This is a genomic window from Bacillus sp. S14(2024) (genome assembly GCF_050473785.1).
Classification (GTDB): domain Bacteria; phylum Bacillota; class Bacilli; order Bacillales; family Bacillaceae_G; genus Bacillus_A; species Bacillus_A yunxiaonensis.
Window position 1 is genome coordinate 1,443,019 of record NZ_JBFLUP010000006.1, and the last position, 13,477, is coordinate 1,456,495.

The 13,477-nt window shown below is 37.3% G+C and carries 17 protein-coding genes; 9 read left to right on the top strand and 8 right to left on the bottom strand.

Going from position 1 to position 13,477, the window contains the following annotated elements:
* Nucleotides 1-137 precede the first annotated feature (137 nt).
* Complete coding sequence (gene def / locus AB1279_RS07795) at nucleotides 138-692, bottom strand: peptide deformylase (protein ID WP_429758346.1); 555 nt, start codon at nucleotides 690-692, stop codon at nucleotides 138-140.
* Nucleotides 693-800: 108 nt separating this feature from the next.
* Entirely contained in the window at nucleotides 801-968 is a 168-nt protein-coding gene (locus AB1279_RS07800) for a YjcZ family sporulation protein (RefSeq protein ID WP_429758347.1), read from the bottom strand.
* Nucleotides 969-1,479: 511 nt separating this feature from the next.
* Between AB1279_RS07800 and pdhA the strand changes: the two genes are divergently transcribed.
* The 6 genes from pdhA (at nucleotide 1,480) to AB1279_RS07830 (ending at nucleotide 7,397) form a co-directional block, all read left to right on the top strand.
* A complete protein-coding gene (gene pdhA / locus AB1279_RS07805; RefSeq protein WP_429754091.1) occupies nucleotides 1,480-2,595 on the top strand; it encodes a pyruvate dehydrogenase E1 component subunit alpha in 1,116 nt (371 codons plus the stop codon).
* Between the two features lie 3 nt (nucleotides 2,596-2,598).
* Complete coding sequence (pdhB, locus tag AB1279_RS07810; protein ID WP_429754092.1) at nucleotides 2,599-3,576, top strand: pyruvate dehydrogenase complex E1 component subunit beta; 978 nt, start codon at nucleotides 2,599-2,601, stop codon at nucleotides 3,574-3,576.
* Nucleotides 3,577-3,671: 95 nt separating this feature from the next.
* On the top strand, nucleotides 3,672-4,958 hold the full coding sequence (locus tag AB1279_RS07815; RefSeq protein ID WP_429754093.1) for a dihydrolipoamide acetyltransferase family protein: 1,287 nt from the start codon (nucleotides 3,672-3,674) through the stop codon (nucleotides 4,956-4,958).
* A 6-nt stretch (nucleotides 4,959-4,964) separates the two neighbouring features.
* A complete protein-coding gene (gene lpdA / locus AB1279_RS07820; RefSeq protein ID WP_429754094.1) occupies nucleotides 4,965-6,377 on the top strand; it encodes a dihydrolipoyl dehydrogenase in 1,413 nt (470 codons plus the stop codon).
* Between the two features lie 259 nt (nucleotides 6,378-6,636).
* Nucleotides 6,637-6,810, top strand: a complete 174-nt coding sequence (locus AB1279_RS07825) for a hypothetical protein (RefSeq protein WP_429758348.1) — start codon at nucleotides 6,637-6,639, stop codon at nucleotides 6,808-6,810.
* 185 nt (nucleotides 6,811-6,995) lie between these two features.
* The gene (locus AB1279_RS07830) at nucleotides 6,996-7,397 is read left to right on the top strand and encodes a group-specific protein (protein ID WP_429758349.1); all 402 of its coding nucleotides are present in this window, start codon (nucleotides 6,996-6,998) and stop codon (nucleotides 7,395-7,397) included.
* A 28-nt stretch (nucleotides 7,398-7,425) separates the two neighbouring features.
* On the opposite strand, the gene AB1279_RS07835 is transcribed toward AB1279_RS07830, so the two are convergent.
* From AB1279_RS07835 to AB1279_RS07845, 3 genes are read right to left on the bottom strand one after another with little or no spacing between them, the layout of a single operon-like run.
* Nucleotides 7,426-8,439: an IS1595 family transposase gene (locus AB1279_RS07835; RefSeq protein ID WP_429758350.1), complete on the bottom strand. Its 1,014-nt coding sequence runs from the start codon at nucleotides 8,437-8,439 to the stop codon at nucleotides 7,426-7,428.
* Nucleotides 8,436-8,657, bottom strand: a complete 222-nt coding sequence (locus tag AB1279_RS07840; protein WP_429758351.1) for a DHHW family protein — start codon at nucleotides 8,655-8,657, stop codon at nucleotides 8,436-8,438. Before AB1279_RS07840 ends, AB1279_RS07835 begins: the two co-directional genes overlap by 4 nt.
* Nucleotides 8,614-8,751, bottom strand: a complete 138-nt coding sequence (locus AB1279_RS07845; RefSeq protein ID WP_429754459.1) for a hypothetical protein — start codon at nucleotides 8,749-8,751, stop codon at nucleotides 8,614-8,616. The genes AB1279_RS07840 and AB1279_RS07845 overlap by 44 nt, the downstream gene beginning before the upstream one ends.
* Nucleotides 8,752-8,968: 217 nt before the next feature.
* On the opposite strand from AB1279_RS07845, the gene AB1279_RS07850 reads away from it, so the two are divergent.
* Entirely contained in the window at nucleotides 8,969-9,205 is a 237-nt protein-coding gene (locus tag AB1279_RS07850) for a hypothetical protein (RefSeq protein ID WP_429754099.1), read from the top strand.
* Here AB1279_RS07850 and AB1279_RS07855 read toward each other — a convergent pair.
* A complete protein-coding gene (locus AB1279_RS07855) occupies nucleotides 9,202-9,594 on the bottom strand; it encodes a DUF1885 family protein (protein ID WP_429754100.1) in 393 nt (130 codons plus the stop codon). The genes AB1279_RS07850 and AB1279_RS07855 overlap by 4 nt on opposite strands.
* A 136-nt stretch (nucleotides 9,595-9,730) precedes the next feature.
* Between AB1279_RS07855 and AB1279_RS07860 the strand changes: the two genes are divergently transcribed.
* Together AB1279_RS07860 and AB1279_RS07865 are read left to right on the top strand one after the other, a co-directional pair.
* The gene (locus tag AB1279_RS07860) at nucleotides 9,731-10,027 is read left to right on the top strand and encodes a DUF3055 domain-containing protein (protein ID WP_429754101.1); all 297 of its coding nucleotides are present in this window, start codon (nucleotides 9,731-9,733) and stop codon (nucleotides 10,025-10,027) included.
* Between the two features lie 200 nt (nucleotides 10,028-10,227).
* Complete coding sequence (locus tag AB1279_RS07865; protein ID WP_098305665.1) at nucleotides 10,228-10,359, top strand: GapA-binding peptide SR1P; 132 nt, start codon at nucleotides 10,228-10,230, stop codon at nucleotides 10,357-10,359.
* A gap of 31 nt (nucleotides 10,360-10,390) precedes the next feature.
* Here the strand turns inward: AB1279_RS07865 and AB1279_RS07870 are convergent, their stop codons facing one another.
* Both AB1279_RS07870 and AB1279_RS07875 read right to left on the bottom strand, forming a co-directional pair.
* Nucleotides 10,391-11,221 carry a protein-glutamine gamma-glutamyltransferase gene (locus AB1279_RS07870; RefSeq protein ID WP_429758352.1) on the bottom strand — a complete coding sequence of 277 codons (831 nt, stop codon included), beginning with the start codon at nucleotides 11,219-11,221 and terminating at the stop codon, nucleotides 10,391-10,393.
* Nucleotides 11,222-11,507: 286 nt separating this feature from the next.
* Nucleotides 11,508-12,992, bottom strand: coding sequence for an aminotransferase class I/II-fold pyridoxal phosphate-dependent enzyme (locus AB1279_RS07875; protein WP_429754103.1), 1,485 nt, complete (start codon nucleotides 12,990-12,992; stop codon nucleotides 11,508-11,510).
* Between the last annotated feature and the right edge of the window lie 485 nt (nucleotides 12,993-13,477).

Sequence of the window (13,477 nt, forward strand, 5' to 3'; positions counted from 1 at the left end):
TCGCGGGCAGTAAGACCCCCACCTTAAGATTGAAATAGAAACGAGGAAGATATGGTGAGGGATAACTGCTCGTAAAAGCCCGATTGGTGAGAGCTTCCAACAGTGGGGGATGAAAAAACACTGTTGGAAGTTTCATTTTATCTTTCTAAAGGTGTTGTATTTTCTGGGATTAAAAATGGATTGTCTTTATTAATATGGTCATAAAACATAACACCGTTTAAGTGATCAATTTCATGTTGGAAGACAATAGCTGGTAAACCTTTTAAACGTAGTGTCACTTCTACACCGTCTATTGTTGTTCCTTTTACAGTGATGCGAGTGTAACGAGGCACATAGCCAGGGACTTCGCGATCTACCGATAGACAACCTTCGCCACCTGATAGGTACGTACGTTCTACAGAGTGACTGATAATTTTCGGGTTAAATAAAGCGTAGCTATATAACGTTCCATCTCTATCGGTTACATGAACAGCAATCATTTTTTTAGAAACACCAATTTGAGGAGCTGCTAAACCAATTCCAGGACGTAAATTATATTTTTCAACCATTTCGGGGTTTTGACTATTAATAACAAATTCGATCATTTTTCGTAATATATGTACATCTTCTTCGCTCGCTGGTAGAGCTATCTCCTCAGCTACTGCTCGTAAAATTGGATTTCCTTCACGAATCACATCATTCATTGTAAGCATATGCAATCTCTCCTTTCATCTTTAGTCTACCAAAGGTCGTGGGAAAAGTCATGACAAAGAACAAGGTAGTCAAACCGCCTTGTTCTTTTATAATTGTTTCATTTTACATTAACAGATGCAAGAAGCACCGACGATAATTAAAAGTATAAACAATACAACGATTATAGCAAATCCGTGTCCGAATCCGCCGCAACCACCATATCCACCATATCCACCATATCCATACGTAGGACATGCGCAAGCAGTTGGGTAATAACAATGAGTGTATCCGTACATGGTGTAACCTCCTTTACCATTTCCGCGAATGCTGCGGTTAATATAATGTATGGAAGAAAGAAGAAAAATGTTATAGTTATTTGCCTAAAAGGCGATAAGAGCTGCATATTTTTATTAAAATGGGACAAAAGATAAGAGTGAAATAAATCGTTTACATATTATTCTATGATCAAAATATGTGTGAAAAGGGAATAATATAACAGGTGAGGTTCACTCACTAATACAGATAGTATTTTGAAAATGTGTATTTGTTAAGAAAACCTCGTTAAATTCCGAAAAAATTTCGAAATCAAAGTGATTGACAGGGTGATTAGAATAGTTGTAAACTTAAAAACGTGATCAAGATTGTATTAATTTGTTTAAATAAAAACATTAGTACAGATTGTTAGGTGCACAAATTATTCAATAACTGACGAATGGTGCGTCAGTTTTCGCGCTTATGCTTTTATCTTAGCAAGGTGCTAGTGAAAGCGTTTAAGAATATGGTTCAAGAGAGGAAGAGGTGAACGGAATGGGTACTAAAACAAAAAAGGCCCTATTTAATGTTGATGAGCAAATGAAAGCTATCGCAGCTCAATTTGAAACATTACAAATCTTAAATGAAAAAGGCGAAGTTGTGAATGAAGCAGCTATGCCAGAATTAACTGATGATCAATTAAAAGAATTAATGCGTCGTATGGTGTATACTCGCGTATTAGACCAACGTTCTATTTCTTTAAACCGTCAAGGTCGCTTAGGTTTCTATGCGCCAACAGCTGGACAAGAAGCTTCTCAATTAGCAAGTCATTTTGCTCTTGAAAAAGAAGATTTCATCTTACCAGGGTACCGTGATGTTCCACAATTAGTATGGCACGGTTTACCACTATACCAAGCATTCTTATTCTCTCGCGGACATTTCATGGGTAACCAAATGCCTGCAGATGTAAATGCACTTTCTCCACAAATTATTATCGGTGCGCAAATCATCCAAACTGCTGGTGTTGCGTTAGGTATGAAATTACGTGGTAAAAAATCTGTTGCAATTACTTACACTGGTGACGGCGGAGCGTCTCAAGGTGACTTCTACGAAGGTATGAACTTTGCGGGTGCATTTAAAGCTCCAGCAATCTTCGTTGTTCAAAACAACCGTTATGCAATCTCTACTCCAGTAGAAAAACAATCTGCAGCAAAAACTGTAGCACAAAAAGCAGTTGCAGCAGGTATTTATGGAATTCAAGTAGACGGTATGGACCCATTAGCTGTATACGCAGCAACTGCTTTTGCTCGTGAGCGCGCAGTAAACGGTGAAGGCCCTACTTTAATCGAGACTTTAACATTCCGTTACGGTCCACATACAATGGCTGGTGATGACCCAACTCGTTACCGTACAAAAGATATCGAAAACGAATGGGAACAAAAAGACCCAATCGTACGTTTCCGTGCGTTCTTAGAAAACAAAGGCATCTGGTCTCAAGAAGAAGAAGAAAAAGTAATCGAACAGGCTAAAGAAGATATTAAAGAAGCGATTGCTAAAGCAGACCAAGCTCCAAAACAAAAAGTTACTGATTTAATGGAAATCATGTACGAAACAATGCCTTACAACTTAGCTGAACAATATGAAATTTACAAAGAAAAGGAGTCGAAGTAAGCCATGGCTCAAATGACAATGATTCAAGCAATCACTGATGCTTTACGCGTTGAAATGAAAAATGATCCTAACGTACTTGTGTTTGGTGAAGACGTTGGTGTAAACGGCGGTGTATTCCGTGCTACTGAAGGTTTGCAAGCTGAATTCGGTGAAGACCGTGTAATGGATACTCCACTTGCAGAGTCTGGTATCGGTGGACTTGCAGTTGGTTTAGCACTTGAGGGCTTCCGTCCAGTTCCTGAAATTCAATTCTTCGGTTTCGTTTTCGAAGTAATGGATTCTATTTCTGGTCAAATGGCTCGTATGCGCTACCGTTCTGGTGGACGTTGGACTGCTCCAATTACAGTTCGTTCTCCTTTCGGTGGTGGTGTTCATACGCCAGAATTACACGCTGACAGCTTAGAAGGATTAATGACACAACAACCAGGTTTAAAAGTTGTAATTCCATCTACTCCATACGATGCGAAAGGTCTTTTAATTTCTGCAATTCGTGATAACGATCCAGTTATTTACTTAGAGCACATGAAATTATACCGTTCTTTCCGTCAAGAAGTACCAGAAGGTGAATACACAATTGACCTTGGTAAAGCTGATGTAAAACGTGAAGGTACAGATGTATCTGTTATCACATACGGTGCAATGGTACATGCTGCATTAAAAGCTGCTGAAGAACTAGAAAAAGAAGGCATCTCTTTAGAGGTTGTTGACTTACGTACAGTTCAACCATTAGATATCGAAACAATTATTGCTTCTGTTGAAAAAACAGGCCGCGTTGTTGTAGTTCAAGAAGCTCAAAAACAAGCTGGTATTGCAGCTAATGTTGTAGCAGAAATCAATGATCGTGCAATCTTAAACTTAGAAGCTCCAGTTGTACGTGTTGCAGCTGCTGATACAGTATTCCCATTCTCTCAAGCAGAGAGCGTATGGTTACCAAACCACAAGGATATTGTTGAAGCTGTTAACAAAGTAATGAACTTCTAATTTTAATTTTACTTTTATGTGCAAAAGAAGTCAGCGCATGCTGATTTCTTTTGCGATACTTAATAATAATGATATGAATCAGGGGGCTGAATTCCGTGGCATTTGAATTTAAACTACCAGATATCGGTGAAGGTATCCACGAAGGTGAAATCGTAAAATGGTTTGTTAAACCAGGCGATGAAGTAAACGAAGATGATGTACTTCTTGAAGTACAAAATGATAAAGCTGTTGTAGAAATTCCTTCTCCAGTTAAAGGTAAAGTACTTGACATTCTTGTAGAAGAAGGTACAGTAGCAGTAGTAGGAGATGTTCTTGTTAAATTTGACGCTCCTGGTTATGAAAACCTTAAATTTAAAGGTGACGATCATGACGAAGCTCCAAAAGCTGAAGAAGTAAAAGAAGAAGCTCCAGCAGCAGCGGCTACTCCAGCAGCAACTGCAGAAGTAGTTAACGAGCGCGTAATTGCTATGCCATCTATTCGTAAATATGCACGCGAAAAAGGTGTAGACATTCGTCTAGTAGCTGGTACTGGTAAAAACGGTCGTGTTGTAAAAGCTGACATCGATGCATTTGCAAACGGTGGACAAGTAGCAGCAGCAACTGAAGCTCCAGTAGCGAAAGAAGCTCCAGCAGCAGCGAAAGAAGAAGCTCCAAAAGCACAACCAATTCCAGTTGGTGAATTCCCAGAAACTCGTGAGAAAATGAGCGGTATCCGTAAAGCGATTGCAAAAGCAATGGTTAACTCTAAACATACAGCTCCTCACGTAACATTAATGGACGAAGTAGATGTAACTGAACTTGTTGCTCATCGCAAGAAATTCAAAGCTGTTGCAGCTGAAAAAGGTATTAAATTAACTTACCTTCCATACGTTGTAAAAGCATTAACATCTGCATTACGTGAATACCCAATGATGAACACTTCTTTAGATGATGCATCTCAAGAGATCGTTCACAAGCATTACTTCAACATTGGTATCGCTGCTGATACAGACAAAGGTCTTTTAGTACCAGTTGTAAAAGATGCTGATCGTAAATCTATCTTCACTATCTCTAACGAGATCAATGAGCTTGCAACTAAAGCACGTGAAGGTCGCTTAGCTCCAGCAGAGATGAAAGGTGCTTCTTGCACAATCACAAACATTGGTTCTGCAGGTGGACAATGGTTCACTCCAGTTATTAACCACCCAGAAGTAGCAATTCTTGGTATCGGCCGTATTGCTGAGAAAGCAGTTGTGAAAAACGGTGAAATCGTTGCAGCTCCAGTATTAGCATTATCTTTAAGCTTTGACCATCGCTTAATCGACGGTGCAACTGCTCAGAAAGCATTAAACCAAATTAAACGTCTATTAAACGACCCACAATTATTAGTAATGGAGGCGTAATAAACAATGGTAGTAGGAGATTTCCCAATTGAATTAGATACAGTCGTTGTTGGTGCAGGTCCTGGTGGATATGTTGCAGCAATTCGTGCAGCACAATTAGGACAAAAAGTAGCTATTATTGAAAAAGCTAACCTTGGTGGTGTATGCTTAAACGTTGGATGTATTCCATCTAAAGCATTAATCAATGCAGGTCATCGTTATGAGAATGCAAAACATTCTGATGACATGGGTATTATGGCAGAAAACGTAACAGTTGACTTCACAAAAGTTCAAGAATGGAAAAACGGCGTAGTTAAGAAATTAACTGGCGGTGTAGAAGGCCTTCTAAAAGGTAACAAAGTTGAAATCATTCGCGGTGAAGCTTACTTCGTAGATGCAAACACATTACGCGTAATGACTGAAGATGCAGCTCAAACGTATACGTTTAAAAATGCTGTTCTTGCAACAGGTTCTACACCAATTGAAATTCCTGGATTCAAATATTCTAAACGTGTTATTAACTCTACAGGCGCATTAAGCTTACCTGAAATTCCGAAGAAACTTGTTGTAATCGGCGGCGGTTACATCGGTATGGAATTAGGAACTGCATATGCTAACTTCGGTACAGAAGTTACTGTAGTAGAAGCTGGCGATGAAATCTTAGCTGGTTTCGAAAAAGCAATGAGCACAGTTGTTAAACGCGCTCTTCAGAAAAAAGGTAACGTAACAATCCATACGAAAGCTATGGCTAAAGGCGTTGAAGAAACTGAAAACGGCGTAAAAGTTAGCTTCGAAGTTAAAGGCGAAGTACAAACTGTAGAAGCAGATTACGTATTAGTAACTGTAGGTCGTCGTCCAAACACTCAAGAAATTGGTCTTGAGCAAGTTGGAGTTAAAATGACTGACCGCGGTCTAATCGAAATCGATGAGCAATGCCGTACAAACGTACCAAATATCTATGCAATTGGTGATATCGTTCCTGGACCACCATTAGCTCACAAAGCTTCTTACGAAGGTAAAGTAGCTGTTGAAGCAATTAGCGGTCACGCAGCGGCAATCGATTACATCGGAATTCCAGCAGTATGCTTCACTGATCCAGAATTAGCATCTGTTGGTTACACTAAGAAACAAGCTGAAGAAGCTGGAATGAGCGTAGCAGTGTCTAAATTCCCATTCGCTGCAAACGGTCGTGCATTATCATTAAACAGCACAGACGGTTTCGTACAACTTGTAACACGTAAAGAAGATGGTCTTCTTGTAGGTGCACAAGTTGCAGGCGCAGGCGCTTCTGATATTATTTCTGAGATTGGTTTAGCTATCGAAGCTGGAATGACAGCTGAAGATATCGCTCAAACAATCCACGCTCACCCAACATTAGGTGAAATCACAATGGAAGCAGCTGAAGTTGCTCTTGGAATGCCAATTCACATTGTAAAATAATATAAGATAAATAAAACAACCGTCCCCTAGTATCTAGGAGGCGGTTGTTTTATTTAGAAAAAATGAGTCTAAGTCTAATTTCAGATTGAGGCAGTAATATTCTATTAAAATTGTTTTATATTTTATTTACTTAATGGTTTGGAATTTGAGCATACCATCCAAAACATTTGTATTATTATATAAAAACGTTACTATATCAGCTTTTTGTTCGACTAACTGTTATTGAGCACCTTTTTTGTTGGATAATGAAGATCAATAAATGTTATTTGGACAAGTAGGATTTGTGACAGGATTTACAGGAAAAGTGGTATACATACAAGATATACATGGACAGTACATACAAAACCCTTCTAAATCCTATGAGCAAGTGAAGATGTCAGATATGGAGCGTATACACTATACGAACAATTGGCGGTTCTTACAAATCAGTTAGGCTATGCCTAACCGAAATGCATCCCCTCCTTACCGCTGGGCCTTTGCCCGTCACGCGCTTGAAGATGGGGGCTTCTTTCGGAAATATGTTAAAAATAGGATCTGTTCTTAAAGATTGTTGCTTTAGGAGAATAGATTTATATGTTAAAATAAAAGGAGAATTTTTCATTATTAGGAGGCATCGATATGAAATATTATGTAGCTTCAAGCTTCGGAAACATACATACAGTAAGGTCAGTTGCTTCCTCATTAAATGAAAAAGGGTTTGTTCAAACATATGATTGGACAAAGAATCAACGAGCAAATACATTGAAAGATTTGATAGAAATCGGAGAACAGGAAAAACAAGCCGTTCTAGATTCCGATTTTCTCATTGTTTTGAGTCCAGCAGGTAAAGGAAGCCACATAGAGCTCGGTATTGCTCTAGGGGTAGGAAAACCAATTTACTTATACTCTGAACATACTGACATACTTGACTTTGAAACGACTAGCACCTTTTATCATGTGAAGGGAGTTAAAACATTTGTCGGTGAATTATCGTCTTTTATTGATTTGGTATTATCAGAACAGAACATTATCAATCGTTAAATCCCAGAGATGGACTTTGCCATCTCTATTATGCAATTCTCCCCATTTTTTCTACTGTTACCCCTGATGCACGTCGGAATCCCTCTAAGAACATATCCTCTGTCTGTATTTGTTTCTTGGCTTTCTTCCGTCTATATAAGAATTGATGCCAGTAGAGATAGTTATCTAGATATTTCGTCGCTACCCCGCGAAAACGGAACAACCATCCTTTCAATTGGTTATGGTAGCTATTGACATGTTGTATATGGTACAAGCCACGTTTCACATATTCTTTCTTGCGAGTATTAATTGTGTGGTGTTCCAAGCCTTTTAGCTCCGCAAACCGTTTGTAGTTGGTAGCTTCATCCCTACATAGGGAAAGAGAGCCACCTAACAGATGACCCATGACTTCATCAATTTCCGTTGCTGTAATGCGTCCGTATCCTGCCCTTTTAGACAAGAGGGTGCCATTACGGTCATGTGCGACCAATACGCAAACTTGTTCCTTACTGATACCGCGTTTGGATGCACTTCCGCCACGTTTCCGTGCTTTTCGATGAGAAATGTCACGTTTTCCTTTCTCTGAATCTAAGAAATAGGTTTCGTCCGACTCTACAATTCCTTGCAACGGCTGAAAGCCTATCAATCGAAGGGCATACAATACCTTATGACGCCAATAAAAGGCGGTGGAAAGATGAATATCAAGATGTTCCGCAATCTTTCGAAGAGAGATTCCTTCGACCATGTATTGAATGTAAGCCAACCATTTGTTTGGATAACGAGTGCCTGCCATTGGACTTTTGGTGCAGTCATTGAAGCTGCGACCGCAATCATGACAGAGATAACGTTGGCGAGCACGATACGTTCCATTACGTTTCACAGCTTTACTTCCACAATGCACACAGGCTAGACTGTCATGAAAACGCGTTTCCCGAATGTCTCGAATCAATTGGGAACTTGGTGGGTCCGTATCTTCGAAATCATGCCCTAATGCTAAGTACAATTTCTTTTGTTCCTCTAAGGAAAGTTGGCTCACAAACTCATATGCATCTTTCAAATTCATATATGACGTCCCTTTACCGTATCATTTTTATATATTTTTGAGTGATTAGATATATAATTCATTGTATATTCATATGCATAAAATGCACCTCTCATATTCCAATGATGATCTGTTTTAAAATATAAACTTTCTAGTTCTTCATGATTAAATTCTTTCTGGAAAAATGGAAGAATATCAATTAATAAAACGACGAATTCCTTCGGAGAATTTATCTGCATCAACAGTTCGTGTATGTAATTGATGAGAAATTGTATTATAACGAACAATTGGTCCAGCAACTAATTCATGTATCCAATTTGCAGAGTTATTCATCAGCGGGGGATGGGTATCATCACTGATGAAAATTTCACTTTATTTTAATCCTGTATATACTGTTAGTTACATATGATAGTTAGATTAAAAAAGTAAAAAACACCTTACTTGTCCTTATTTTTAGGATAGTTAAGGTGTGTTTCTTTATATTATGTAATGATTTCATATGGTGCCCATATATTGTAATATAATAGGACGTGCGAAAGGAGGCAATGCCATGAGAATAACAGTGGTTTCATTCCTCCATTTCATTATATGGAGCGGATTTTCAATTGTGTTATTATTATCGGACCGTGATAAGTTGCATTACAAAGTGTTGCTCTTTTTTGTATTTTTTTATTTAGCTTATGTTATTGCTCATATTATATTGCACGCTAGAAAAAAGGCATTTTTTTTCACTATTGCAAATAGCATGCTTTTTTTTATAAGTAAGCTATTCTTTTTTACTAGTTAACGTTTATAAAAGTACATTGTTCTTCCATTAAAAAGTTGTAATTCCCCTTCTAATTTTTTTGCTAGAAATCTAGAAAATTCATTAGCTTTTCCTTTATCCCCAAATGTTGCAGAAGGCGGCAATGTAATTTGCACAAAAGATTGTTCGTTTTCTATACCTATTCCTACATAAATAGAATGATAGCGTTCATGATTAGCTTTTAAATAGAGAGTTGTCTCAGATGTATCAACTATTTCGTATGGAAAGGCAGTACTTGAGTATGTAAAGCCTATTTGTTGGCCTGTTTGAGCTGTAATCGTTTTATAATAATGAAAGAGTTGTTTTACATCGTCTAATGAGATAGATTGTTGTTTTGACTTTGGGACAAGTTTAATGAATGCGTCTTGCATAATAAGCCTCCTAATGACATGATATATCACTATTTTAACATTATTATGAATTTTTTTACAATTGAAAAGGGATATCCCTTTTTTTGTTTAATATATACAATATGGAAAGACCAAGAAGAAAGGAGAGCGAGAGACGGTGTTTGAGAAATTATATGATGAACATGAAAAAGCAAAAGTCCGCTTTCTTGGTTTCATGACAAATGAGACTCGGTATGATTTTGGTGTAGTGTATACAACTATGTTTTTTGGTAAACCACTTGTTGTTTGTATGCAAACTGGTCGATCAACCCTCCTTGGACAGGATGATATTGAGGATGTGCAACATTTACAAGCTGTCTTTAAATTAAAAACGAGTGAAGAAGCAACGGATCTTGCGGAGTTTTTTAAGTTTCTGCTGCCACCAACATCTGTGCATGCTGAATATGAGGAATAATTGTTAAAAAGCAGTCGTAATTTAAAATATGCGGCTGCTTTTTAATTATAAATGTTTCATACTAATAAAATTAAAAAATAATCAATGTGTCATACTTAAAAACTATTGACGAAAAAAGTATAACATATTAAAATAAAGACAGAAAGTTAAGCGGTTACAAAAAAGGTCTTGGGGATTACAATAATAGGGGGAAATTTAAAATGGGAACTATCGTATGTCAAGTTTGTGAGAGCACAATTGCACATTTTGAGGATGAAAAAGTAACGGTATTATACGGAAAATGTAGCTCTAAATGCGATTGTGAGCATAAAGAGCATACTAAAGCCCAATAAATAAGGAAGCGCCTGCATATGCAGGCGTTTTTTAGTGAATTGAAGTTGTATGCCCAACTGTTGCAATAATGGCATCATCTCGAATCGGAATGAGTTCAAGTTGTGTTTGTATTTTCTTCGCAGAAGCAAATTGACTCATCATACGGCTATCTATACGTGTTAGAAAGTCTGTTAAGTATGCTGATAAAAAAGCGAAAGGAATACGTCGTTGATTAAGCAAATCAATAACTTGATTTTCTGTTTTTACACCGACACCATGCCCATAAAAAAAGAAATTTCCTAAGTAAATTGCATTCTCTCCTTGCCATTCAATTGTTGCCGGGTTTACTTGTGGGTTTTTAAAATAAACAAGGTCACCGGGAACAATTTCTCCTCCGGTTTTTGTAATTAGTTTCAAATCCTTATCATAGTCCCACGTATATAAAAGCAAGTTTGCAAATAAACGATTAAACGTTCCTTCATCGTATAGTGCTAATAGTGACTTATAGAAGATAATAATCATCGCAGTTGCACATTCTGTTCCGTATTTTTTACCATTTGCAAAAATATCACGAATTGCGAAAGAGGGTAGCACATTAGGGCGAAGTTGAAATCCCCCTAAATGAGTGCGTTCCCAAAATTCAGGATTACAGTAAGATTGCCCAAATGTACGGAATTGAAGTCCGCTTTGAAATAACTCTAGGGCAGAAGTGATGATATAAACACGAATGTTTATATCAAAATTTAACTCGTCTAATGTTTGAAAGTTATATACTTCTTGATTTCCTGTCATTATCTCTAAAATTTTTTGTTTTTCCGAAAAGAATGGTTCGGTTTCATTTTTTATATATGGATGTACAATGGAACGCCCAATTACAATCATAAGATCCCACCTATACGTTTACGTTCTTTTTCTTTTGTACTCACATACAGTAAAGACTCCCACCTCAAAATTTTAATGTGATAAAGAAGTTAGGTAGGAGAGACATTGCCTGTAAGAGTCCCATTGGTAGGGCTAACCATCAGAAAAAAAACAAACTGATGGAAGTTTCACCTTATATCGTATGAATAGGCGGGTAAAGAGTGCATAAGAAAAATACTGTGAAAACAAAGAGGGATATGATTGTAAAGAAAAAATCCCACTTCAAAAATATGAAGTGGGGTGGGTGTTATTCGCTAATTGGTTTATATTCTTTAATAACACGTAATGTTTGTAATGTCATATCTTCAGGGCCTTGTACTGGTAATCCTGCTTCTAAGTTTTTTTGAATATAGTCTAAGTTTTCTTGTGTAATAATTTCACCAGGAGTAAAAATTGGGATGCCTGGTGGATAGACCATAACGAAATCTGCTATAATGCGGCCTGCAGCTTCTGCAAAAGGAACAACTTCTGTTTCAGAATAAAAGGCATCACGTGGAGATAATGCAAGAACAGGAATTGCTGGAATTTCGACTTGTACTTGTACGCCTTTTTCTGCACTATCTTTAAATGTAGTTGACAAATCATGCAGAGCGTGAACCAATAAATTTGTTTCTTCTGCTGTATCTCCAAGTGTAACAAGGCACAAGATATTATATAAATCAGAAAGCTCTACCTCTATATTATAATGCTCTCTTAACCATAGCTCGGCATCGTGACCTGTAATTCCTAATTCTTTTACAGAGATGATGAGCTTTGTTGGATCGTAATTAAAAGTGGCATCTGTTCCTAGTAGTTCTTTACCAGGACAATATAGATGTTCAATCTCATTTACTTGTTTTCGAACTTTTTCTGCTAATTGAATTGTTTTTGTAATAATCTCACGTCCTTCTGTTGCAAGACGCTTTCTTGCAACATCCAGCGAAGCTAGTAAAATGTAAGACGTTGAAGTTGTTGTAAGCATACTAATAATAGATTGAACATGCTTTACATTTACAAGCCCTTCTTTTACATTCAAAATAGAGCTTTGTGTTAATGAACCGCCTAATTTATGAACACTCGTTGCTGCCATATCGGCACCAGCTTGCATTGCTGACATTGGTAGTTCATCATGAAAATGAATATGAACACCATGAGCTTCGTCCACTAAAACAGGTATATTATAGGAATGAGTTAACTCGACAATTTGTTGCAAGTCGGCTGCAAAACCAAAATATGTTGGATTAATGACAAGTAATCCTTTTGCATCAGGATGCTCTTCAAGTGCTTTTTTTACAGAAGGAATTGTAATTCCATGTGAAATTCCTAATGTTGGATCAATTTCTGGATGAATAAAAATCGGTTTTGCACCTGAAAAAATAATCGCTGACATAACAGATTTATGAACGTTACGTGGTACAAGAATTTTATCGCCAGGACCACAAACACTCATCACCATTGTCATAATTGCTCCGCTTGTTCCTTGTACGGAAAAAAATGTATGATCAGCGCCAAATGCCTTCGCGGCTAAATCTTGCGCTTGTTTAATCATACCTTTTGGGTGATGTAAATCATCGAGCGGTGCAATATTAATTAAATCAATTGATAATGCATTATGCCCAATAAATTCGCGGAATTCAGGATCCATTCCTTGACCTTTCTTATGGCCTGGGATATGGAATTGGATTGGATTGCGCTTGCTGTGCTCTATTAAAGCAGTAAACAATGGTGTTTCGTATTGGGACAACTTATACACCCCTTCTTCTTAATTATTATTAATATTTATTAGTTTTGTTTTATGTTTATCCTGTTTTACTAAACGATAGTAGAGAGAAGATCTATACTACTAATTGAAGGATCACTTTATGTTCTACAAAACAAAAGCATTATATCACCTATATCGAAAGATGTATAGAAAAATAATAATGGTAATTATCATTTTTACGTAGGAAGATCAACGCGTGGCAAAACAGGAAATAGTGTATAATGCAAAGAGGGGTTGCTATGAAAAGGAATTTAGGTGTATTAACTTGGATGATGCAGAAGAGTTGAATGGCTTGGAGTACTAAAGCATAGAGCAAGATGATCTTGTATGGGTTAGATAAGTGATGGAAAGAATGAAAGATATCCCAACTGGGCAAGAATTTATCATGACATTCGACAATAGTAATACCCAAAATCAAATGGTTTTGAGAAAATAAAGAGGGGCTATATGAGCTATTGCTCGTAAAAGCTCGAACT

Excerpts from the sequence above, each read along its gene's own strand:
- AB1279_RS07830 (WP_429758349.1), top strand. The coding sequence starts at position 6,996 with ATGAAATATTATGTAGCTTCAAGCTTCGGAAACATACATACAGTAAGG.
- AB1279_RS07845 (WP_429754459.1), bottom strand. The coding sequence starts at position 8,751 with ATGAATAACTCTGCAAATTGGATACATGAATTAGTTGCTGGACCAATT.
- AB1279_RS07800 (WP_429758347.1), bottom strand. The coding sequence starts at position 968 with ATGTACGGATACACTCATTGTTATTACCCAACTGCTTGCGCATGTCCT.
- AB1279_RS07825 (WP_429758348.1), top strand. The coding sequence starts at position 6,637 with ATGTTATTTGGACAAGTAGGATTTGTGACAGGATTTACAGGAAAAGTG.
- lpdA (WP_429754094.1), top strand. The coding sequence starts at position 4,965 with ATGGTAGTAGGAGATTTCCCAATTGAATTAGATACAGTCGTTGTTGGT.
- AB1279_RS07855 (WP_429754100.1), bottom strand. The coding sequence starts at position 9,594 with ATGCAAGACGCATTCATTAAACTTGTCCCAAAGTCAAAACAACAATCT.
- AB1279_RS07840 (WP_429758351.1), bottom strand. The coding sequence starts at position 8,657 with ATGCAGATAAATTCTCCGAAGGAATTCGTCGTTTTATTAATTGATATT.
- pdhB (WP_429754092.1), top strand. The coding sequence starts at position 2,599 with ATGGCTCAAATGACAATGATTCAAGCAATCACTGATGCTTTACGCGTT.
- AB1279_RS07850 (WP_429754099.1), top strand. The coding sequence starts at position 8,969 with ATGAGAATAACAGTGGTTTCATTCCTCCATTTCATTATATGGAGCGGA.
- AB1279_RS07865 (WP_098305665.1), top strand. The coding sequence starts at position 10,228 with ATGGGAACTATCGTATGTCAAGTTTGTGAGAGCACAATTGCACATTTT.
- def (WP_429758346.1), bottom strand. The coding sequence starts at position 692 with ATGCTTACAATGAATGATGTGATTCGTGAAGGAAATCCAATTTTACGA.
- pdhA (WP_429754091.1), top strand. The coding sequence starts at position 1,480 with ATGGGTACTAAAACAAAAAAGGCCCTATTTAATGTTGATGAGCAAATG.
- AB1279_RS07870 (WP_429758352.1), bottom strand. The coding sequence starts at position 11,221 with ATGATTGTAATTGGGCGTTCCATTGTACATCCATATATAAAAAATGAA.
- AB1279_RS07835 (WP_429758350.1), bottom strand. The coding sequence starts at position 8,439 with ATGAATTTGAAAGATGCATATGAGTTTGTGAGCCAACTTTCCTTAGAG.